This is a genomic window from Achromobacter pestifer (assembly GCF_013267355.1).
Classification (GTDB): domain Bacteria; phylum Pseudomonadota; class Gammaproteobacteria; order Burkholderiales; family Burkholderiaceae_B; genus Achromobacter; species Achromobacter pestifer_A.
Genome location: NZ_CP053985.1, coordinates 1,401,243 through 1,422,024 on the forward strand (window position 1 = coordinate 1,401,243; position 20,782 = coordinate 1,422,024).

The 20,782-nt window shown below is 65.5% G+C and carries 19 protein-coding genes; 10 read left to right on the forward strand and 9 right to left on the reverse strand.

The features are described 5' to 3' along the window. Positions 1-24: 24 nt before the first annotated feature. From FOC84_RS06910 to FOC84_RS06930, 5 genes are all read left to right on the forward strand, one after another. Positions 25-2,811: a sensor histidine kinase gene (locus tag FOC84_RS06910; RefSeq protein ID WP_173143776.1), complete on the forward strand. Its 2,787-nt coding sequence runs from the start codon at positions 25-27 to the stop codon at positions 2,809-2,811. Between the two features lie 12 nt (positions 2,812-2,823). Further along, on the forward strand, positions 2,824-3,516 hold the full coding sequence (gene kdpE, locus FOC84_RS06915; RefSeq protein ID WP_173143777.1) for a two-component system response regulator KdpE: 693 nt from the start codon (positions 2,824-2,826) through the stop codon (positions 3,514-3,516). A gap of 117 nt (positions 3,517-3,633) precedes the next feature. Continuing rightward, entirely contained in the window at positions 3,634-4,410 is a 777-nt protein-coding gene (locus FOC84_RS06920; protein WP_173143778.1) for a TorF family putative porin, read from the forward strand. Between the two features lie 144 nt (positions 4,411-4,554). Then, positions 4,555-4,878 (forward strand): hypothetical protein, encoded by a 324-nt coding sequence (locus FOC84_RS06925; protein WP_254241927.1) that lies wholly within the window; start codon positions 4,555-4,557, stop codon positions 4,876-4,878. A 3-nt stretch (positions 4,879-4,881) separates the two neighbouring features. Then, positions 4,882-5,781: a dihydrodipicolinate synthase family protein gene (locus FOC84_RS06930; protein ID WP_173143779.1), complete on the forward strand. Its 900-nt coding sequence runs from the start codon at positions 4,882-4,884 to the stop codon at positions 5,779-5,781. Here FOC84_RS06930 and FOC84_RS06935 read toward each other — a convergent pair. The 3 genes from FOC84_RS06935 to icd all read right to left on the reverse strand — a co-directional run bounded on the left by FOC84_RS06935 (position 5,759) and on the right by icd (position 10,166). Then, positions 5,759-7,300, reverse strand: coding sequence for a methyl-accepting chemotaxis protein (locus FOC84_RS06935; RefSeq protein WP_173143780.1), 1,542 nt, complete (start codon positions 7,298-7,300; stop codon positions 5,759-5,761). The genes FOC84_RS06930 and FOC84_RS06935 overlap by 23 nt on opposite strands. 218 nt (positions 7,301-7,518) lie before the next feature. Then, positions 7,519-8,778 (reverse strand): O-antigen ligase family protein, encoded by a 1,260-nt coding sequence (locus FOC84_RS06940; protein WP_173143781.1) that lies wholly within the window; start codon positions 8,776-8,778, stop codon positions 7,519-7,521. 131 nt (positions 8,779-8,909) lie between these two features. Continuing rightward, positions 8,910-10,166 (reverse strand): NADP-dependent isocitrate dehydrogenase, encoded by a 1,257-nt coding sequence (gene icd / locus FOC84_RS06945; RefSeq protein WP_173143782.1) that lies wholly within the window; start codon positions 10,164-10,166, stop codon positions 8,910-8,912. Between the two features lie 202 nt (positions 10,167-10,368). On the opposite strand from icd, the gene FOC84_RS06950 reads away from it, so the two are divergent. Beyond that, positions 10,369-10,794: a DUF1841 family protein gene (locus FOC84_RS06950; RefSeq protein WP_173143783.1), complete on the forward strand. Its 426-nt coding sequence runs from the start codon at positions 10,369-10,371 to the stop codon at positions 10,792-10,794. A 69-nt stretch (positions 10,795-10,863) separates the two neighbouring features. Here the strand turns inward: FOC84_RS06950 and FOC84_RS06955 are convergent, their stop codons facing one another. Both FOC84_RS06955 and FOC84_RS06960 read right to left on the reverse strand, forming a co-directional pair. Next, complete coding sequence (locus FOC84_RS06955; protein ID WP_042796602.1) at positions 10,864-11,226, reverse strand: c-type cytochrome; 363 nt, start codon at positions 11,224-11,226, stop codon at positions 10,864-10,866. Positions 11,227-11,238: 12 nt separating this feature from the next. Next, on the reverse strand, positions 11,239-11,592 hold the full coding sequence (locus FOC84_RS06960; protein ID WP_088138712.1) for a c-type cytochrome: 354 nt from the start codon (positions 11,590-11,592) through the stop codon (positions 11,239-11,241). Positions 11,593-11,767: 175 nt separating this feature from the next. On the opposite strand from FOC84_RS06960, the gene FOC84_RS06965 reads away from it, so the two are divergent. Further along, positions 11,768-12,649 (forward strand): AAA family ATPase, encoded by an 882-nt coding sequence (locus FOC84_RS06965; RefSeq protein WP_173143784.1) that lies wholly within the window; start codon positions 11,768-11,770, stop codon positions 12,647-12,649. A 28-nt stretch (positions 12,650-12,677) separates the two neighbouring features. After that, complete coding sequence (locus tag FOC84_RS06970) at positions 12,678-13,850, forward strand: vWA domain-containing protein (protein ID WP_173143785.1); 1,173 nt, start codon at positions 12,678-12,680, stop codon at positions 13,848-13,850. Positions 13,851-13,859: 9 nt separating this feature from the next. Here the strand turns inward: FOC84_RS06970 and FOC84_RS06975 are convergent, their stop codons facing one another. From FOC84_RS06975 to FOC84_RS06985, 3 genes are all read right to left on the reverse strand, one after another. Then, complete coding sequence (locus tag FOC84_RS06975; protein WP_173143786.1) at positions 13,860-14,417, reverse strand: GNAT family N-acetyltransferase; 558 nt, start codon at positions 14,415-14,417, stop codon at positions 13,860-13,862. Positions 14,418-14,534: 117 nt separating this feature from the next. Then, positions 14,535-14,912, reverse strand: coding sequence for a hypothetical protein (locus FOC84_RS06980; protein WP_173143787.1), 378 nt, complete (start codon positions 14,910-14,912; stop codon positions 14,535-14,537). A 249-nt stretch (positions 14,913-15,161) separates the two neighbouring features. Continuing rightward, complete coding sequence (locus FOC84_RS06985; protein ID WP_173143788.1) at positions 15,162-15,761, reverse strand: GNAT family N-acetyltransferase; 600 nt, start codon at positions 15,759-15,761, stop codon at positions 15,162-15,164. Positions 15,762-15,882: 121 nt separating this feature from the next. Between FOC84_RS06985 and FOC84_RS06990 the strand changes: the two genes are divergently transcribed. Next, a complete protein-coding gene (locus FOC84_RS06990) occupies positions 15,883-18,639 on the forward strand; it encodes a M16 family metallopeptidase (RefSeq protein ID WP_173143789.1) in 2,757 nt (918 codons plus the stop codon). Between the two features lie 286 nt (positions 18,640-18,925). Continuing rightward, positions 18,926-19,315 (forward strand): DUF4148 domain-containing protein, encoded by a 390-nt coding sequence (locus FOC84_RS06995; RefSeq protein WP_173143790.1) that lies wholly within the window; start codon positions 18,926-18,928, stop codon positions 19,313-19,315. A gap of 291 nt (positions 19,316-19,606) precedes the next feature. Here FOC84_RS06995 and dnaJ read toward each other — a convergent pair whose 3' ends face one another. Next, positions 19,607-20,737, reverse strand: a complete 1,131-nt coding sequence (dnaJ, locus tag FOC84_RS07000) for a molecular chaperone DnaJ (protein ID WP_173143791.1) — start codon at positions 20,735-20,737, stop codon at positions 19,607-19,609. Positions 20,738-20,782 lie beyond the last annotated feature (45 nt).

The following is a 20,782-nucleotide window of genomic DNA, read 5'->3' on the forward strand; positions in this document are numbered from 1 at the left end:
TTCCCTCACTCCTCTTGCGCGTTCATGGCTGATATCGCTGGCGAGCGTCCCGATCCCGACGCGCTCTTGAAGACCCTGGACGACGCCGCGCGCCAGGCGGTGCGCGGCAAGCTGCGCGTCTACTTCGGGTCGTCGGCCGGCGTGGGCAAGACCTATGCCATGCTGGTGGCGGCGCGCGCCCAAGCCGCCCAGGGCGCCGACGTGCTCGCCGGCATCGTCGAAACCCACGGCCGGCGCGAAACCGCCACGCTGCTGGAAGGCCTGCCCGTCCTGCCGCTCAAGGACGTGCCGTACCGCGGCCATGTGCTGAAGGAGTTCGACCTGGACGGCGCGCTGGCGCGGCGCCCGGACCTGGTGCTGGTGGACGAGCTGGCACATTCGAACGCGCCCGGCTCGCGCCATGCCAAGCGCTGGCAGGACATCCATGAATTGCTGACCGCAGGCATCGACGTCTGGACCACGCTGAACGTGCAGCACCTGGACAGCCTGAACGAAGCGGTCGGCAGCATCACCGGCGTGCGCGTCTGGGAGACCGTGCCCGACGAGGTCTTCGATGCGGCCGACGAAGTCATCCTGGTGGACCTGTCGGCCGACGAGCTGCTGCGCCGCCTGAAGGAAGGCAAGGTCTACCTGCCCGAGCAGGCCCGCCACGCCACCCGCAATTTCTTCCGCAAGGGCAACCTGATCGCGCTGCGCGAGCTGGCGCTGCGCCGCACCGCCGACCACGTCGACGACGACGTCCAGGCCTATCGCCGCGACCGCGCCATCGAACCCGTGTGGCGCACGCGCGAAGCCGTGGTTGCCTGCATCGGTCCGGACGTGGACGCCGAGTACGTCATCCGCAGTGCGCACCGCCTGAGCCAGCAACTGGAATGCGATCTGCACGTGGTCACCATCGACACGCCGCGCGCCGCTCCGCCGCCCCAGGCCGAACAGGAGCGCATCCAGCGCAGCCTGGCCCTGGCGGATTCGCTGGGCGCGCGCAGCGAAACCCTGGCCGGCGGCGACATGGTCGACGCCGTGGTGCGCTACGTGCGCCGCCACAACATCACCAAGGCCATCATCGGCCGCACCCGCGCCAGCGGCCTGCAACGCCTGCGCCTGTCGCTGTCCGCGCTGCTGACCGCTGCCATCTCGCCGGGCTGGCTGTGGCGGCGCCACAGCTTCGCCGACATGCTGGCCGCGGGCTGCCCCGAGATCGATATCATCCGCCTGGGCGCGCCGCCGCTGCCCGCCGCCGCGGCGCCCGGACGCGATCCGCTCACGCTGGGCCAGCGGGCGCGCCTGGCCGCCGACGAACGCAATCCGCGGCCGCTGGCGGGCTATGCCTGGGCGCTGTGCTATTGCGCCGCGGCCACGGCGCTGTCCATGCTGGCCTTTCCCGCCCTGCACCAGACCAATATCGTCATGCTGTTCCTGCTGGCGGTGGTGGCCGTGGCGCTGCGCCATGGCCGCGGGCCGGCGGCGCTGGCCTCGGTCGTCAGCGTCGGGCTGTTCGACTTCTTCTTCGTGCAGCCGCTGGCATCCTTCGCCGTGTCGGACGTGCAATACCTCCTGACCTTTGGCGTGCTGCTCTCGGTGGGCCTGCTCATCGGCCAACTGACGGCGGGCCTGCGCCTGCAGGCGCAAGCCTCGGTCAAGCGGGAGGCCGATGCGCGCAGCCTCTACGAGTTCGCGCGCGAGCTGTCATCCGCCCTGCTGCCCGAGCAGATCGTCACCCTGGCCGGCGCCTTCGTGCATGCCACCTTCGGCTCGCGCTGCGCGCTGTACATACTGGGCATGGACGACAGGCTGAAACTGGCGTCCGCGGCCGCGGACGACATGCCGCCGCTGGAATCGGCGCTGGCCCAGTGGGTCTACGACCACGGGCAGCCCGCCGGCGCAGGCACCGCCACCCTGTCCAACAGCGAACTGCTGTATCTGCCGCTGAAGGCGCCCATGCGCACGCGTGGCGTGCTGGCGCTGGCGGCCCCGCGCCGCAGCCTATTCCTGAATCCCGACTCGCGCCGCCAGATCGAGGCCTACGCCACCTTGATCGCCATCGCGCTGGAGCGCCTGCACTACGTGGAAGTGGCACAGCAGGCGCTGGTCAGCATGGAATCCGAGAAGCTGCGCAACTCGCTGCTGGCGGCCGTGTCGCACGACCTGCGCACGCCGCTGACCAGCCTGGTCGGCATGACGGACACGCTGATGCGCCAACAGGCGACGCTGCCGCCCGGCATCCACGACACTGTCCGCGCCATGCGCGACCAGGCGCAACGCATGCACGCGCTGGTCGTCAACCTGCTGGACATGGCGCGGTTGCAGAGCCGCGACACGCCGCTGCGTCTGGAATGGCAATCCATCGAAGAACTGGTTGGCGCCTCGCTTGCCGCCATGCGCGAACCGCTGGCCGGCCACCGCGTCGCCGTGGACAGCCTGTCGCGGTTGCCGCTGGTGGAATGCGACGGCGTGCTGATAGAGCGCGTGCTGTGCAATCTGCTGGAAAACGCGGCCAAGTACACGCCCGCCGGCAGCGCCCTGCGCGTGCATGCCGACGTCCACGAAGGCCAGTTGCGCGTGGCGGTCAGCGATAACGGCCCGGGCGTGCCGCCGGGCACGGAGCGCCGCATCTTCGAGAAATTCACGCGCGGCGACCGCGAGTCCGCCACGCCGGGCGTCGGCCTGGGCCTGGCGGTCTGCGAAGCCATCATCGCCGCCCACCATGGGAAAATCTGGGTCGAACACGCGCCCGGCCAGGAGTCCGGCGCGCAGTTCGTCTTCACCCTGCCCCTGGGCACGCCGCCCCCGATCCAATCCGAAACCCCTTGAACGCCGCCACGCATGTTCGACTACCAGCCTACCGTCCTCATCATTGAAGACGACGCCAACATCCGGCGCTTCGTGCGCCAGGCCCTGGAAAGCGAGGGCTGCGCCGTCTACGAAGCCGAAACCGTCAAGCGCGGCCTGATCGAGGCCGGCACCCGGCAACCCGACGCGGTGGTGCTGGACCTGGGCCTGCCCGACGAAGACGGCATGACCTTGATCCGCGAGCTGCGCGGCTGGACCGAAGTGCCGGTGCTGGTGCTGTCCGCCCGCAGCGCCGAGGCCGACAAGGTCGCCGCGCTGGACGCCGGGGCCGATGACTACCTGACCAAGCCCTTCGGCGTCAGCGAACTGCTGGCGCGCCTGCGCGTGCTGCTGCGGCGGCATGCCCGGGGCGGCGCTGGCAATGCGTCCGAGATCAGCTTCGGCGACGTGCGCGTGGACTTCGCCAAGCGCGTGGTCGAACGCGGCGGCCAGCACCTGCACCTGACCGCGATGGAGTACCGGCTGCTGGCGGCGCTGCTGGCGCATCGTGGCAAGGTCATGACGCACCGCGAACTGCTGCGCGAAGTGTGGGGGCCTTCGCACGTGGAGAGCAACCACTACCTGCGCATCTACATGGGCCATCTGCGCCAAAAGCTGGAAGCCGATCCCGCCCAGCCCGTTTACCTGCTGACCGAGATCGGCGTGGGCTACCGCTTCGCGGGCTGAGGCCGGCGCCGCGGGCGCGCGTTGACGCCGCGTTTACGCGCAGCCCGCAAGTCTTGTCTCGGCCTTTATGCCGTTCCTCCTATTGTTGCGGTCCGATCCCACTCTAGGAACCACCCCATGCCCCGCCACATCCTGGCCGCGTTCGCGCTGCTGACCCTGGCCGCCACGCAAGCCGGCAACACCCTGGCCGCCGACGCGCCCGCCGACGCAGCGCCGGCCGCTTCCGACCTCACATTGACGGCCAACGTCACCCTGGCCAGCCAATACCGCTATCGCGGCCTGATGCAAAGCAATAACAAGCCGGCCATCCAGGGCGGATTCGACCTGGCCCACTCCAGCGGCTTTTACCTGGGCAACTGGAACTCCAGCATCAGCTGGCTCAACGACAGCAACAGCGCGGTATCCGCCCCCGTGGAAATGGACTTCTACGGCGGCTACAAGGGCAATCTCGCGCAAGACGTGCCCGTGGACCTGGGCATCCTGCAGTACTACTACCCCGGCGACTATCCGTCCGGCTACACCAGCCCCGACACCACCGAACTGTACGCCGGCATCGGCTACGGGCCGCTGATGTTCAAGTACTCCCTATCCCTGACCAACCTGTTCGGTTTCGCGGACAGCAAGCACAGCCAGTACTTCGATCTGTCCGGCAACTTCGACACGGGCGTCTGGGGCCTGACCGTCAACGCGCACGTGGGCCGGCAATTGGTGCGCAACGTCGACCACGCCAACTACACGGACTGGAAGCTGGGCCTGACGAAGGACTTCGGCCAGGGCCTGTCGGTATCGCTGGCCTACCTGGACACCAACGCCGACCGCGCCGTCTACACCAATACGCGCGGCCGCGACATGGGCCGCGCAACGGGCTTGCTGTCGCTGACCAAGACGTTCTGAAGGCCCCGGACGTTGACGCGTTTTTTACGCGCCGCGTCCGCTTTTATCGGCAGGATTTACGGCGCGCTTCCTATAGTGGAACCGTCATCAACCAACCGGATCCCCGGAACGCCGCCAGCGGCGCCTCCGATCCCGCTACCCGCCATGATCCCCCGACTGCAAGCCCGCCACTCGCCCATGCCCGATATCCTGCCCGCACAGCGCACCCAAGCCCGTGCCGAACTGGTCGCGCTGACCATCAGGATAGATACGCTGGACGCGCTGAACGTGCGGCTGGCGCTGCACCGCGCGCTGGGCGAGCGCATTGGCGTCTACGTGCTGTCGGTGGATCACGCGCATGCGCAAAGCGTGCTGCAGCTGCAATGCGAACGCGGCCAACTGGATGCGCTGATGCACGCGGTGATGTCCGGCCTGCCCCGCGCCGAGTTCGGCCCGGTGCGTCCCGCGCACGCGATGACGGTGCAGTAAGCCATGGACATGCCACGCAAGACCGCATTCGAGGGCCTCTGGCTGCCCATGATCACGCCGCTGCGCGGCGGCTATGTAGACCTGGACGCCGCGCAGGCGCTGGCCCGCTACTACCGCAACGCAGGCATCGCCGGCCTGGTGCTGTTCGGCTCCACCGGCGAAGGCAATCTGCTCAGCGTGCCGGAGAAGGTCGACATGATAGAAGCCATATCGAGTGATCCGCACGCGCTGCCGCTGGTATTCGGCGCGGGAGGCGTGGACACGCGCGGCGTCGCGACCGCGATCCGGCGCCTGGACAAATACCAGCCGGCCGGCTACCTGGTGCCGCCGCCCTACTACCTGGGACCGTCGCAGGCCGGCATTCTTTGGCATTACCGGCAGATCGCCTGGGCCACGGAGCGGCCCATCATCCTGTACAACATCCCCAAGCGCACCGGCGTGACGATGACGGTCGAAACCATGGAGGCGCTGGCCGCGCTGCCCAACTTCAGCGCCGTGAAGGAATGCAACCCATCAGTACTGGCGGCGTTGAACCGGCGCGGCACGCTGACCCCGCTATGCGGCGAGGACCTGGCCCTGCTGGACCACTTCCTGGCCGGCGGCGGCGGCGCCATCCCGGCCGCCGCGCATATCTTTCCCGAGCGCTATGTCGAGGTCATGCAGCTGGCCCGCGAAGGCCACGCGGAGGCCGCGCGCGAGTTGTTCGAGCCGCTGCGCGGCCTGATCCGCCTGCTGTTTGCCGAACCCAATCCCGCGCCCATCAAGCGCGCCCTTGCCATGCAAGGGCTCGTCGCCGACGAGCTGCGCATGCCCATGACCAGCGCCAGCCGCGAGCTTGGACAGCGCCTGCAACGGGCCATGAGCGTGGTGCAAGGCTCGCCTAGCCGGCTGCAGACAGCCTGAAGACGGACACCGCGTTCGCCAGTTCGCCCGCCTGATCGCGCAAGGCGGCAGCGGACGCGGCGAACTCTTCCACCAGCGCGGCGTTCTGCTGCGTCACGCCGTCCAGATGCGTCACGGCCTGGTTGATCTGCTCGATACCCACGCTCTGCTCGGCCGAGGCCGTGGCGATCTCGCCCATCAGCGGCGCGCTGGTGGCGGCCGACTCCAACACGTTGCCCATCGTCGCGCTGGCCTGCTCGACGCGCTGGCTGCCACGCGCCACCGAATCCGCCGACGCTTCGATCAGCGTCTTGATTTCCTTGGCGGCGGTGGCCGAGCGCTGAGCCAACGCGCGCACCTCGCCCGCCACCACCGCGAAGCCCCGGCCCTGCTCTCCGGCCCGCGCCGCTTCCACCGCGGCATTCAGCGCCAGGATGTTGGTCTGGAACGCGATCTCATCGATCAACCGGATGATCTCGTCGATGCGCTGCGAGCTATGTGAAATCTCGCGCATGGCGTCGATGGCATGCTGGGTTTCATCGCTGCCCTGCCGGGCCAGTTGCGCCGCCTGGCCGGCCAGCGCGCTGACCTCGCGCACGTGTTGCGCGCTCTGCTGCGCGGTCGCGGTGATTTGCTCCACGCTGGCGGCCGTCTGCTCCAGCGCGGCGGCCTGCTTTTCGGTGCGGTCCGACAGGTCCATGCTGCCCGCCGCGATCTGCCGCGAGGCCGCGGCGATCGAGGTGGTGGAATGCACGATGCTGCGCACCGCCCCGTCCAGGCGCTCCTGCATCCGCGCCAGTCCGTCGAATAGGCGACCAATCTCGCCGCGCTGGTTGCGCGGCACGCTGCCGGACAGATCGCCATTGGCCACGCGTTCGCATACCGCCACCGCCTGATCCAGCGGGCCGAGGATGTGGCTGCGAAAAAAGCGCAGCGCCGCCACCAACAGCAGAACCAGAAGGCCGAGCGTCACGCCGCCCTGCCGCCATAAAGTGCCATAGAAGGCCTGGTCGACGTCGTCCACATACAGGCCCGTGAACAACAGCCAGCCCCAGTCGGCGTCGTAGGCGGCGTAACTGATCTTGGGCAGCGCCTGTTCCGTTCCCGGCCGCGGGAATTGGTAGCGCGTATAGCCGCCGCCAGCCTTGCCCTGGGCGTAGAGGTTTTCGAAGATCGGCTGCCCTGCGCTGTCCTTGACGGACCGGACGTTGGTGCCGACCAGCTTGGGATCGGGATGCACCAGAAGGTCGTAGCCGTCGCCGAAGGCGCCCACGTAACCGTCCTCGCCATAGCGCAGTTGCGCCAGCCGGCGCGCCACATTGCGCTTGGCCTCCTCCGCGGGCATGCCCTCGCGCACGCTTTGCTTGCCGTTGCGCACGATGCTGGATGCCAGATCGAGGACGTGGCGCAGTTCGGTCTTGCGCTCGGCCACCATTTCGGCGCGGCGCTCCCAGGCGTCCCAGGCGCCCAAGGCCAGCACGACGGCGCCGACCGCGAACACGAACCACAGCAGCTCCCTGCGCAAGCTGGAATTTTTCATAGTCCTCTTATCCTTGTTCATCCGGCCATGAAACCAATCAAGGCAGAATGTGACGTTTTATGTATTTGTTTCGTCAGAATAAGGGACGGCACCAGGGTTTTCACCAAGTCAGCGCGGGGCGCTTGATCTAGCGCAAGGCCCATAAAAAAAACGCAAGGCGCACTTGTCTTGCGTTTTTTCGTAGTAGCGGTTCTTTCCGCTTTTCGTGCAGCCCTTCGCTAGGCCGGCGCCCGTGTGGCGCCTGCTGAGCGCGGCGTGGTCAGCGCGATCAGGACCACCACGATCAAGGAATACGTCGGTACGCTGCGCATATTGCGGAACATCATTTCAGTCAGGCTGAATGCGCAATAGCCCAGACAGAACAGCAAGCCCAATTGCGCGCCGACACGTATGACACGATCATCGCTGGCCAGCCGGCGCAGGAAAATGTAGGCCGGCACCAAATACAGCGCGAGCATGCTCAACAGGCCCAGCAGCCCGTATCCGGACAGGGCGGCGAGCAGGTCGTTGTGGGGTTCGCCGTAGCCTTCGACGACTTCGCGCGACACCACCCCGCGCTTCTCGAGCTCGGCCAGTTCCTTGCGGAAGTTGCTCGGCCCCACGCCCACGACAGGACTCTTCTTGAACATCTCGATGGATGCCCGCCACAGTTGCAACCGGATGCCGAGCGAGGAGTCCCGGTCGCTTGATGTGGCGAAATCCTGCAGATCCGTCTTGACCGCCTGCATACGGCTGCTGAAATGCCATAGCCCGGCCGCACTGACGACCAGGGCCACGCTGACCGCCAGCGCACAGTACGCCTTGTGCCGACGGCTCCAGCCGCGCAGCCCCAGCAGGAACACCAGCGCCAGGATGGGGAGCAACATCCAGCTGCTGCGCGTTTGGGAAAGCCAGGTCGCCCACACGCTCAGCCCGAAAGCCAGCACCTTGAGGCCGGTTGCAAAATGCGGCCAGGGCTTGCTCGGCCCCCATCTGATCGACAACAGCGACATCATGCCGAACAGCAGAGTCATGTTCGCGAAGGCAACGGCGTTGTAGCGCCCTCCGATCTCGACTACCGCCTCGCGGCCCCACAACTTCATGGTGACGATCAGCATCGCCGATCCCGCCAGCGCGCCGGTCAAGATGCTCCACTGGATCTGCTTGAGCCAATCTTGCGGCGCTCTCAGCAACAGCCAGAGCACCGGCAGCGCCAGCGCGAACCGGAGCAGCTTCTCCAATTCGGAATCGCTCCATACGCCTCGCACGGCGGCTGTGATGAACATGCACAACAGCGGCAGCAGCAGCGCCAGCGCCATGGGCCACAAGGCCCGGAAATCCATCGGTTCGTAGCGTTTGATCGCGTTGGCGGCAAGCGCCGTCAATGCGATCAAACCGGTCAGATAGGCAATGGCCGGTCCACCCACGGGGCTGGTCAACGCCAGCGCGGGAACTAACACCACCAGCGACGTGGCCAAGAAAACGTACAGTCGGGGCACTACACTCAACCTGGTAAAAACGAAACAAGCGCGACGCGCGCCATGCAGTTTGATTAGTCAGCTAATCAGACAAAACCCGCCCGCCGTGACGGCGGGCGGGTTTACGGGACTTGCTGGCGGCAAGCCGCAGCCTACATATTATCGATCATCACCTGGCCAAAGCCCGAGCACGACACCTGGGTCGCGCCTTCGAGCAGGCGGGCGAAGTCATACGTGACCTTCTTGGACAGGATGGATTTTTCCATGCTGGAGATGATCAGGTCGGCGGCTTCGGTCCAGCCCATATGGCGCAGCATCATTTCAGCCGAGAGGATTTCGGAACCGGGGTTCACGTAGTCCTTGCCGGCGTACTTCGGCGCGGTGCCGTGGGTGGCTTCGAACATGGCGACCGAGTCGGACAGGTTGGCGCCCGGGGCGATGCCGATGCCGCCCACTTGCGCGGCCAGCGCGTCCGAAATGTAGTCGCCGTTCAGGTTCAGGGTGGCGATCACGTCGTATTCGGCCGGACGCAGCAGGATCTGCTGCAGGAAGGCGTCGGCGATCACGTCTTTGACGATGATCTCGCGGCCCGTCCTCGGGTTCTTGAACTTGCACCACGGGCCGCCGTCGATCAGCGTCGCGCCGAATTCCTTCTGCAGCAGCGCGTAGCCCCAGTCGCGGAAGCCGCCTTCCGTGAACTTCATGATGTTGCCCTTGTGCACCAGGGTCAGCGACGTGCGGTCATTGTCGATGACGTACTGCGCAGCCTTGCGCACCAGGCGCTCGGTGCCTTCGCGCGAGACCGGCTTGATGCCGATGGACGAGGTGTTCGGGAAGCGGATCTTCTTCACGCCAAGCTTGGTCTGCAGGAACTGGATCAGTTCCTTGGCCTGCTCGCTTTCGGCCATGTATTCGATGCCGGCATAGATGTCTTCCGAGTTCTCGCGGAAGATCACCATATTGGTCTTTTCGGGTTCGCGCACCGGCGAGGGCACGCCCTTGAAGTACGCCACCGGGCGCAGGCAGACGTACAGGTCCAGCTGCTGGCGCAGGGCCACGTTCAACGAACGGATGCCGCCGCCCACCGGGGTGGTCAGCGGGCCCTTGATGGACACCACGTAATCCTTGACGACTTCCAGGGTTTCGTCAGGCAGCCACACGTCCGGGCCGTAGACCTTGGTGGCCTTCTCGCCGGCATAGACTTCCATCCAATGGATCTTGCGCTTGCCGCCATAGGCCTTCTGCACCGCCGCGTCGACGACCTTGATCATCACCGGAGTGATGTCTGCGCCCGTGCCGTCGCCTTCGATGTAGGGGACGATGGGCTGATCGGGCACATTCAGCGAGAAATCAGCATTGACCGTGATCTTCTGGCCGCCAGCGGGAACCTTGATATGTTGATAGGACATGAATGCTCCATTTGCTCCGAGTGGTTTTTCTGCACGCGCCGGCATCGGGAAGTGTCCGTTCCGGCGGGGAAGATCGCCCACGGGAACCGCGCACTGGATGGCCGATAGCAACCAATTCTATATCGCAAAGGGGCCGGCGGGCCTGACGGCCCGCGCACGGCGGTAAAATAATGCATCATCAGCCTGCTTTCCGCCCCCTCAGATGTTCAATCCCTCCCGCGACCAAGTCCGCGAATTCTTTATCGAAACCTGGCGCAAACACCGCGCTTCCGACGTGTTGACGCCGCTCGAGGCCATCGCGCTGGACTGGATCATCGAACATCCCGAGTACCACGGCGACCTGGAAAACCCCGAGGCCATGACGGCCGAATACGCCGTGGAAAAGGGCCGCACCAACCCCTTTCTGCACCTGTCCATGCACCTGGCCATCGCGGAACAGCTGTCGATCGACCATCCGCCCGGCATCCGGCAGGCCTACCAGCAGCTGGTGGCGCGCGGCGACGCGCACCAGGCGGCGCATGAAATCATGGAATGTCTGGGCCAGGTGGTCTGGGAAGCGCAGCGCCTGGGCACGCCGCTGGACAGCGATACCTACATCGATCTGATCCGCCAGCGCGCCAGCCGCTGAACGCCGCGCGCGCCCAAAGAAAAGCCCTCGATCGAGGGCTTTCTTGTTTCCGGGCCCAGCCTGGATAGCTTACTTGCGCACGCCCAGGTCGCTGGGCTGCGCCGCCAGCCACGCCGCCACGTTGGAGATGTCCTGGTCGGACAGCTGGGTGGCGAAGGCGCCCATGATGGGGTTCTTGCGCACATTAGCCGTGGCCGCGCTGCCGGAAGCGCCGCGCTTGTAGGCCTTCAGCGCATGGACCAGGTAGTCCGCGTGCTGGCCGGCCAGGGTCGGATAGGCCGGATCCACGGCCGTCTTGGCGTCCGCGCCGTGGCAGGAAGCGCAATTGAATTTGTCGAAGACGGCCTTGCCAGCCGCCAGGTCCTGGGCCTGGGCGGCAACGCCCGTCATGGCCAGGGTCGCGCCCGCAAGGGCAAGCATGTAGCGATTCATGTGTTTGCCCCCTTACTTGAGATTCGAGTAGTACGCGGCCAGGTCGGCGATGTCCTGGTCGGACAGGCTGCCGGCGATGGCGTCCATCGTGGGATGGCTGCGCGCGCCTTTCTTGTACTCGTTGAGGGCGGTTTCGATGTACTTGGCATTCTGCCCAGCGATCATCGGCACGTGGTACAGCTCGGGAAACGTTGCCTTGTAGCCTTCGATGCCGTGGCAACCGATGCACATGGAAACCTTGTCGCGGGCATTCTGGACATTACCGACCACTGCTGCGTCTGCAGCAACAGACTGGCCGGCGATCGCACAGGATGCCAACGCGGCCAACACGGATACCGTGTACTTCAGAGAGGTTCGCAACTTCATTGGAATGGCTCTTCTTGGTATGGCTAAGGACTAGGGCCTGCTCACACGAAAAGGCCCTCGGCAAACACGTTGCGGGTCGAACCCAAAGCAAAACCGCCTGATTGTACGATAATTGCTCAGGATTAATACCTTACGATGGTATTGATCACCGTCAAATCTCAGAAGCCATCAGACCATGTCCGCAGCCCAGTCCGCTACTTCCGCCTCGCCAGACCGCTTCGACGGGACCGACAACTATGTCGCCACCGATGACCTGAAACTCGCCGTCAACGCCGCCCTCACCTTGCAGCGCCCGCTGCTGATCAAGGGCGAACCCGGTACCGGCAAGACCATGCTGGCCGAGGAGGTGGCGCGGGCGCTGGGGCGGCCGCTGCTGCAGTGGCACATCAAGTCCACCACCAAGGCCCATCAAGGCCTGTACGAATACGACGCGGTGTCGCGCCTGCGCGACTCGCAACTGGGCGACGAAAAGGTCCGCGACATCCGCAACTACATCGTGCAGGGCACGCTGTGGCAGGCCTTCCAGGCGCAGGAACCGGTGGTGCTGCTGATCGACGAGATCGACAAGGCCGACATCGAATTCCCGAACGATCTGCTGCGCGAACTGGACCGCATGGAATTCCACGTGTACGAAACGCGCGAGACCATCTCGGCGCGGCACCGTCCGCTGGTCATCATCACGTCCAACAACGAAAAGGATCTGCCGGACGCTTTCCTGCGCCGCTGCTTCTTCCACTACATCCGCTTCCCCGACCGCGAGACCATGCGCGACATCGTGGCCGTGCACTATCCGCACCTGAAGCAAGAGGTGCTGCGCGCCGCGCTGGACACCTTCTTCGCGCTGCGCGACGCGCCGGGCTTGAAGAAAAAGCCGTCCACCTCCGAACTGCTGGACTGGCTGCGCCTGCTGCTGGCCGAAGGCTCGACCGCCGCCGAGATCGACGCGCACACGGCTACCGCCGTGCCGCTGATGGCCGGCGCGCTGCTCAAGAACGAGCAGGACGTGCACCTGCTGGAACGCCTGGCGGCCATGACGCGCGGCGGCCAGCGCCGCTGATCCGCCATCACCCACCAGCGGCCCGCCCATGCTGATCGACTTTTTCTACCACCTCAGGGCGCACAAGCTCCCGGTCTCGGTCAAGGAATACCTGACCCTGGTGGACGCCTTGCGCCAGGACCTCATGGCGCCCACGCTGGATGAGTTCTACTTCCTGGCGCGCGCCACGCTGGTCAAGGACGAGGCGCTCTACGATCGCTACGACAAGGCTTTCGGCGCCTACTACAAGGGCATCGCGGCCGCCCTGCCCGCGGGCAAGGAAATCCCGCTGGACTGGCTCATCAAGCAGTTCGAAAAAAGCCTGACCCCGGAAGAAAAAGCCGCGATCGAGAAGCACGGCTGGGACAAGCTGATGGAGCTCTTCAAGGAGCGCCTGGAGGAACAGAAGGAACGCCATGCCGGCGGCAGCAAATGGATCGGCACCGGCGGCACTTCGCCTTTCGGCAATGGCGGCTACCACCCCGAGGGCATCCGCGTAGGCGGCGACTCGGCCGGCAACCGCAGCGCGGTCAAGGTCTGGGACATGCGCCAGTTCAAGGACTACGACGACCAAGTCGAGCTGGGCACGCGCAACTTCAAGGTGGCGCTGCGCCGCCTGCGGCGCTTCGCAAGGCAGGGCGCGGAGATGGAACTGGACCTGGACGATACCATCGCCAGCACCGCGCGCAATGCCGGCCACCTGGACCTGCGCATGGTCCCCGAACGCCACAACACCGTGAAGGTGCTGATGCTGCTGGACGTGGGCGGAAGCATGGACGACCACATCGGGCGCGTCGAGGAATTGTTCTCGGCGGCGCGCAGCGAGTTCCGCAACCTGGAGGTTTACTACTTCCACAACTGCCCGTACGAAAGCCTGTGGCAGAGCAACCGGCGGCGCCAGAATGAACGCTTCGACACCTGGGACGTGCTGCGCAAGTACAACCCGGACTGGCGCCTGATCATCGTCGGCGACGCCACCATGAGCCCCTACGAAATCCTGCAGCCGGGCGGCTCCGTCGAGCACTACAACAAGGAGCCCGGCGCCGAATGGATGCGCCGCCTGCTGGACGCCTGGCCCAAATCGGTCTGGCTCAATCCAGAGCCCACCGCATCCTGGCAATACCGCCAGTCCATCGCGCTGATGCGCGACATCATGCAGGGCCGCATGTACCCCGTGACGGTCGCCGGCCTGGAACAGGCCATGCGGGTGCTATCGAAGTAGGATGGCCGGTCACCCGTCGACCGGCTTTTCTGGCGTATCCAGCGTCAGCTGATAGAACGCCAGATCCAGCCAGCGCCCAAATTTGAAGCCTGCCTCGCGGATGGTGCCCGCATGCTTGAAGCCCAGCTTCTCGTGCAGGCGGATGCTGCCCTGGTTGCTCGCATCGATACCGCCGACCAGCACGTGCACCTGATTGGCGCGCGCCCGCTGGATCAGCTCGCGCATCAGCGCCTCGCCCAAGCCTAGTCCGCGAAAGCGTCCGTCCACATACACGGAATGCTCCACCGAGTACTTGAAGGCAGGCCAGGCGCGAAAGGTGCCGTAGCTGGCGAAGGCCATCAGTTCACCGGCTGCGTTCTCGTACCCCAGCACAGGGAAACCGCCCTGCTGCTTGGCCAGGAACCAGCCCTGCATCGCCTCGCGCGGCCGCGGCTTGTAGTCGTACAGCGCGGTGGAAGTGGCAATGGCTTCGTTGAAAATGGCCAATATCTGGTCGGCATGGCGGCCATGCGTGCAATCGACCAGGGTTGCGCCATCCGGCGCGCGGGTTTCGGCGTGCGTAGTCATGGCGCAAATTGTAGCGAGCCGCGCGGCCGTGCGGCGCTTGGATTTACGGGGGATTCAGGCAAAAAAAACCGGCGGAGCCGCCGGTTCAATATGGGATGTTGCCGCTTCTGGCCACTCTCAGGCGGCGCGGCTCTCCGCAGATCGGGCGGCGGGCGGCTCGCGGCGCAGGCCGGGACACTGGCGCCATGAAAGCTCGTCCGCATCCATGTCCAGGTCGAACAGATCATTGGCGGCGGGCCAGGGGTGGCTGCGCGCCGCCGCGCCTTCCATTTCCAGCACATGCCCGGCAAAGCCCCGGGGCGAGCCTCCGCACTCCGCAAAATAACGCTGTGTGCTCAAGTCCACCACATACGTGGTCATGTCATGGGTCAGTATGGCCACGAATTGGCCGTCATCACTGGCATAGGCGTACTGAAACTGTCCTTTGATCCCGTCGCCGCTCAAGGAGCTGCCGGTCAATTGGGACAAGGCACGCGTGACGATCTCGGTCAGCATGGGTCGTTCCTCCGGTAAATGCGCCGGCAGGATGCCGGCGGCGAAGGCGCGAACGACAAGCACCGGCGCCGCGCACGAAGCGGCGTCTGGCGTTGGACGGGAAACCTGTGGGCGGGCTGTCGCGCATCCCGTCTGCAACTGGTACTGCTTGCTGAAAAGCTTACACCCGCAAGCCCGGAGGGCTCAAATCAGCCCGCCGTTTCGCCATATTGCGACGCAGCATCCTGGCTGGACGGCGCTCTCGGACCCTTATGCCGCCGCAACCGGCGCGGCGCCTGCATCTGCGTCACCATTTTCTCGCGCACGCCAGTCCTGGCGCCCGATCCGGTACAACACATGCCGGCATAGCGGATGCCCCAGCGGGACGGCGGGATGGTCGAAGCCTTCCGGATCCTGCCTCATGCCCAAGCGGTCCATCACCCCGCGCGAGCGCAGATTGCCCGTGGCCGTGAAGGCCACGATCTGGTCCAGCCCGACTTGCTCGAACCCCGCGCGCAAGGCGGCCTCGGCCGCTTCGCTGGCGTAGCCCTTGCCCCAGTGCCGCTGAGCCAGGCGCCAGCCTATCTCCACGCCGGGCGCGAACGGCAGGGTGGGCGCCAGCGGCTTGATGCCGACAAAGCCGATGAAAGACGCCACGCCCGGCGCCTCCACGGCCCAGAAGCCCCAGCCGTGCTCGTCGATGCCGGCGGCCAGCCTGTCGGCAAGCGCATCGCTTTCCTGTGCGTTCAGCGGCAGCAGGTACTCGGTGACGCGGGGATCCTGATTCAGCGCCGCGAAAGGTTCACGGTCGGCGGCGCGCCATTGGCGCAGCACCAGGCGCGGCGTTTCGACTTCCAGGGATAGAGACATGGCGGACTTCCTTGCTTGCGGTCCCGGGCCCCGCGCCGCGGAGAACACCGCGCCGCGCCCCTGAACCATTGCCAACGTATACACTCCAACGGATTCTGCCATGCCAAAGGAATTGTCTGCCATGCGCCTGTCCCTATCGAAGCTGCCGCGCCCGCTGAGCGTGCTGCTGTTTTCCTCCTTCCTCGCCTTTCAGGCCGGCGCCGCCAGCTTGCCGGCGGGCGTCTCGGAGGCTGCCTCGATTGAAGGCATCACCGAATACCGCCTGGCCAACGGCCTGAGAGTGCTGCTGGTTCCCGACGAGTCCAAGCCGTCCACCACCGTCAACATGACCTACCTGGTGGGCTCGCGCAACGAGAACTATGGCCAGACGGGCATGGCGCACCTGCTGGAACACATGCTGTTCAAGGGCACCTCCACCACCCGCAACGCCATGGGCGAGTTCTCGCGCCGCGGCCTGCAGGCCAACGGCTCGACCTCCAGCGACCGCACCAACTATTTCGCCAGCTTTGCCTCCAACCCCGAAACCCTCAAGTGGTACCTCGGCTGGCAGGCCGACGCCATGGTCAATTCCCTGATCGCCAAGGAAGACCTGGATTCGGAAATGACCGTGGTCCGCAACGAAATGGAAAGCGGCGAAAACAGCCCCTTCCGCATCCTGATGCAGAAGATGCAGTCCGCGGCCTTCCAGTGGCACAGCTACGGCAAGAACACCATCGGCGCCCGCTCCGATGTCGAGAACGTCGACATCGGCCAGTTGCGCGCCTTCTATCACGAGTACTACCAGCCCGATAACGCCGTGCTGATCGTGGCGGGCAAGTTCGACACGCAGGCGACGCTGGCCGATATCGAGGAAACACTGGGCAAGCTGCCCAAGCCCGAACGCAAGCTCCCGCCCGAATACACGGTTGAACCCGCGCAGGACGGCGAACGTTCCGTGACCCTGCGCCGCACGGGCGGCACGCCGCTGGTCGCGGCCATGTACCACATTCCGGCCGCCGGCAGCGCCGACTTCGTGCCGCTGGACCTGGCTGCGACCATCCTGGCCGACACGCCCTCGGGCCGTCTCTATCACGCCCTGGTCCCGACCAAGCTGGCCTCCGGCGTGTTCGGCTTCACCATGGAAAACCTGGACCCGGGCCTGGCGATGTTTGCCGCCCAGCTGACGCCGGGCAAGAGCCTGGACGCCGCCATGAAGGCGCTGACCAGCACGCTGGAGTCCCTCTCCAAGAAGCCGTTCACCCAGCAGGAGCTGGACCGCGCCCGCAGCAAATGGCTGACCGCCTGGGAGCAGACCTACAGCGACCCAGAACAGGTCGGCGTGGCGCTATCCGAGGCCATCGCCGCCGGCGACTGGCGCCTGTTCTTCCTGCAGCGCGACCGCGCCCGCAAGGCCACGCTGGCCGAGGTGCAGCGCGCCGCGACCACCTACCTGGTCCAAAGCAACAGCATCGAAGGCCGCTACATCCCCACCGAGAAGCCCTTGCGCGCGCCGCAGCAGCAACGCGTGGACCTGACCGCCGTATTCAAGGACTACAAGGGCGATCCCGACTTCAAGGCGGCCTCGGCCTTCGATCCCACGCCCGAGAACATCGACAAGCTGACGCAACGCAAGAAGCTGGATCTGCCCAACGGGCCCGTGCAGCTGGCGCTGCTGCCCAAGGCCACGCGCGGCAACCGGGTGCAAGCGCAGATGCTGATCCAGTTCGGCAATGAAAAGGACCTGCTCGGCCAACGCGTGAATTCCAGCGCCGTAGCCGACCTGCTGACCCGCGGCACGGCCAAGCTGTCGCGCCAGGACATCCAGGACCGCCTGGACAAGCTGCAGGCCGAACTCGGCTTCAGCGGCGGCGGCACCACGCTCAAGATCGCCATGTCGACCAAGGGCGAAAACCTGCCCGAACTCACCGCCCTGGCGCTGGACATCGTCCGCAACGCCAATTTCCCCAAGGAACAACTGGAGGAATACCAGCGCCAGCTCGAAACCTCGATCCAGAACGCCATGACCGAACCCTCGGCGCTGGCCGGACGCGCGCTGGCCCGCCAGGACAACCCGTGGCCCGCCAATGACCTGCGCTACGTGCCGACCTTCGAGGAATCGCTGGCCGGCGTGCGCGCCCTGAACCGCGACGCCCTGGCCAAGTTCCATTCCAAGTTCTACGGCGCCGGCAACATCGAGTACTCGGCAGTCGGCGATTTCGAGCCCGCGGCCGTGGAGAAGGCGCTCAAGACCGGGCTGGCCGGCTGGAAGAAGGCGCCCGCCTACACCCGCGTGTCCAACCCGTACCGCGACATTCCCGCCAAGCAGTTCGACATCGACACGCCGGACAAGGCCAATGCGTTCTACATCTCGCGCATGCCGCTGAAGCTGCAGGACACGGATGCGGACTACGCCGCGCTGTACCTGGCCAACTATCTGTTCGGCGCCTCCGAAACCTCGCGCCTGTGGAACCGCGTGCGCGAAACCGAGGGCTTGTCGTACAACGTGCGCAGCTCGCTGGCGGTCTCGTCGTTCGAGCCCTCCGGCAGCTGGACCATGTACGCCATCTACGCGCCGCAAAACCGCGAGCGCCTGGAAAAGGCCATCGGCGAAGAACTGGCGCGCGTGCTGAAGGACGGCTTCACGGACAAGGAAATCTCGGACGGCATCACCGCCTTGCTGAACTACCGCAACCTGGCCCGCGCCCAGGACGACATCCTGGCCGGCACCTGGCTGGACTACATGCAGCGCGGCCGCACCTTCGCCTGGTCCGCCGAGATGGACAAGAAGATCTCCGCGCTGACGGCCGACTCGGTCAATGCGGCCCTGCGCAAGACCCTGCGCGCGGACGGCTTCAGCACGGCGGTAGCCGGCGACTTCAAGAAGAAGCCGGCGCCCTGAGCCTAGCCGTCACCCAGGAAAGCCCCGCTACGGCGGGGCTTTTTTTTGCGCTGCTGGCCCGAGCCAGTTCCCCAAAATTCGCAGAATCATGCCTAGATCATGCCAAAAATGGATGAAATCTGACTAGTTGATTGGATTACTCGACTATTTGGAAAGATGTTTTCAAGATATCAGGGTTTATCCCAGGTGAAACAACGCGCACAATTCAGTCATCGGGAACACACAACGAACCACGACGGAGGGCCGCCGGATTCGGTCCCCACCCAAGACGAATTGGAGGTCTACCATGAAAACCCTAACCACCACCCTGTTGCTATCCCTGGCCCTGGTTGGCGCTGGCGCCCAAGCCGCCGGCGTGGAACAAGCCAAGAGCAGCGCCCAGGTCGCAACCGAACTGCAGCAAGCCAAGGCCAGCGGCCAATACACCTTCGGCGAGCTGGACTATCCGCCCGCCCTGCCCCAGACCACCAGCCTGAGCTCGCAGGAAGTGCAAGCCCAGCTGCAACAAGCCAAGATCAGCGGCCAGTACACCTTCGGTGAACTGGAATACCCGGCGGCCGTGTCCGCCCCCGCCAGCGCCAAGACGCGCGCTGAAGTCCAGCAGGAACTGGCGCAAGCCAAGGCCAGCGGCCAATACACGTTCGGCGAACTCGAGTACCCGCCGATCACCCGGTGAGCTGCTTGCTGTGGCCCGGCCGGCCTCGGACGGCATCATGGTTTGAGGCCGGTTTTTTATCGGCGACAGCGGCGGTCGAAGTAGCAGTAGATGTAGCAGTAGATGTAGAAGCTGAAGTTTGAAGTCGAAGTCGATACAGCAGTTGCAGTACTCGCAGTAGCAGTAGCAGCAGCACGGGACCGCGGCGCAAGCCGCGGTCTTTTCGTATGCGCCCTGCCCATGCCTCGAATCCGCCCTCGGGCAAAAAAAAGCCGCGACCATGGTCGCGGCTTTCGTCTTGGCTCAGGCGATTCAGCTGAAGAATTCCTTTACCCGGTCGGTCCAGGACTTGCTTTGCGGTGAATGGCGGTCGCCGCCGTCGTTCAGCGAGGCTTCGAACTGGCGCAGGATGTTCTTCTGGTCCTCGCTCAGGCGCACCGGCGTTTCCACCACCACATGGCAGTACAGATCGCCCGGGTAGCTGCCGCGCACGCCGCGGATGCCCTTGCCGCGCAGGCGGAAGGTCTTGCCGGACTGCGTGCCTTCGGGGATCGAGATCTCGGCCTTGCCGCCCAGCGTCGGCACCTGAAGCTCGCCGCCCAGCGCCGCCGAGGTGAACGGGATGGTCAGTTCGCAGTGCAGGTCGTCGCCGTCGCGCTGGAAGATCTTATGCTGCTTGATGTGGATTTCCACATACAGGTCGCCCGGAGGGCCGCCGTTGATGCCCGGCTCGCCGTTGCCGCTGGAACGGATGCGCATGCCGTCGTCGATGCCTGCCGGAATCTTGACCTGCAGGGTCTTGTTGCGGCGGATACGGCCCACGCCGTCGCAGGCGGGGCACGGATCGGTGATTTCCTTGCCGTTGCCGTGGCAGGTCGGGCAGGTCTGCTGCACGCTGAAGAAACCCTGCTGCATGCGCACGGCGCCCGAGCCGCCGCAGGTGCGGCAGGTCTTGGGCGAGGTGCCGGCCTTGGCGCCCGAGCCGTGGCAGGTGTCGCAGTGTTCCCAGCTGGGCACGCGGATCTCGGTGTCGAAGCCGGCCGCGGCCTGCTCCAGCGTGATTTCCAGCGCGTACTTCAGGTCGGCGCCGCGGTAAACCTGCGGGCCGCCGCCACGACGGCCGCCGCCGCCGGCGCCGCCGAAGATTTCACCGAAGATATCGCCGAAGGCGTCGGCAAAACCGCCGCCCATGCCGCCGCCCATGCCGGCGGAGTTGGGGTCGACGCCCGCGTGTCCGTAGCGATCGTACGCGGCGCGCTTTTGTTCATCGCCCAGGACCTCGTAGGCTTCCTTGGCTTCCTTGAACTTCTCTTCGGCTTCTTTGCTGTCCGGATTGCGGTCCGGATGGTACTTCATGGCCAGCTTTCGATAGGCCTTCTTGAGGTCGTCGTCCGAGGCGTTCTTCGCTACGCCCAAGACTTCGTAATAGTCACGTTTTGCCATGATCCGTGGGCTCGAAAACGAGCCTTCTTTTCAGTGCTACAGAAT

Coding starts and splice junctions, on each gene's coding strand:
- FOC84_RS06910 (WP_173143776.1), top strand. CDS start 25: ATGGCTGATATCGCTGGCGAGCGTCCCGATCCCGACGCGCTCTTGAAG.
- kdpE (WP_173143777.1), top strand. CDS start 2,824: ATGTTCGACTACCAGCCTACCGTCCTCATCATTGAAGACGACGCCAAC.
- FOC84_RS06920 (WP_173143778.1), top strand. CDS start 3,634: ATGCCCCGCCACATCCTGGCCGCGTTCGCGCTGCTGACCCTGGCCGCC.
- FOC84_RS06925 (WP_254241927.1), top strand. CDS start 4,555: ATGATCCCCCGACTGCAAGCCCGCCACTCGCCCATGCCCGATATCCTG.
- FOC84_RS06930 (WP_173143779.1), top strand. CDS start 4,882: ATGGACATGCCACGCAAGACCGCATTCGAGGGCCTCTGGCTGCCCATG.
- FOC84_RS06935 (WP_173143780.1), bottom strand. CDS start 7,300: ATGAAAAATTCCAGCTTGCGCAGGGAGCTGCTGTGGTTCGTGTTCGCG.
- icd (WP_173143782.1), bottom strand. CDS start 10,166: ATGTCCTATCAACATATCAAGGTTCCCGCTGGCGGCCAGAAGATCACG.
- FOC84_RS06950 (WP_173143783.1), top strand. CDS start 10,369: ATGTTCAATCCCTCCCGCGACCAAGTCCGCGAATTCTTTATCGAAACC.
- FOC84_RS06955 (WP_042796602.1), bottom strand. CDS start 11,226: ATGAATCGCTACATGCTTGCCCTTGCGGGCGCGACCCTGGCCATGACG.
- FOC84_RS06960 (WP_088138712.1), bottom strand. CDS start 11,592: ATGAAGTTGCGAACCTCTCTGAAGTACACGGTATCCGTGTTGGCCGCG.
- FOC84_RS06965 (WP_173143784.1), top strand. CDS start 11,768: ATGTCCGCAGCCCAGTCCGCTACTTCCGCCTCGCCAGACCGCTTCGAC.
- FOC84_RS06970 (WP_173143785.1), top strand. CDS start 12,678: ATGCTGATCGACTTTTTCTACCACCTCAGGGCGCACAAGCTCCCGGTC.
- FOC84_RS06975 (WP_173143786.1), bottom strand. CDS start 14,417: ATGACTACGCACGCCGAAACCCGCGCGCCGGATGGCGCAACCCTGGTC.
- FOC84_RS06980 (WP_173143787.1), bottom strand. CDS start 14,912: ATGCTGACCGAGATCGTCACGCGTGCCTTGTCCCAATTGACCGGCAGC.
- FOC84_RS06985 (WP_173143788.1), bottom strand. CDS start 15,761: ATGTCTCTATCCCTGGAAGTCGAAACGCCGCGCCTGGTGCTGCGCCAA.
- FOC84_RS06990 (WP_173143789.1), top strand. CDS start 15,883: ATGCGCCTGTCCCTATCGAAGCTGCCGCGCCCGCTGAGCGTGCTGCTG.
- FOC84_RS06995 (WP_173143790.1), top strand. CDS start 18,926: ATGAAAACCCTAACCACCACCCTGTTGCTATCCCTGGCCCTGGTTGGC.
- dnaJ (WP_173143791.1), bottom strand. CDS start 20,737: ATGGCAAAACGTGACTATTACGAAGTCTTGGGCGTAGCGAAGAACGCC.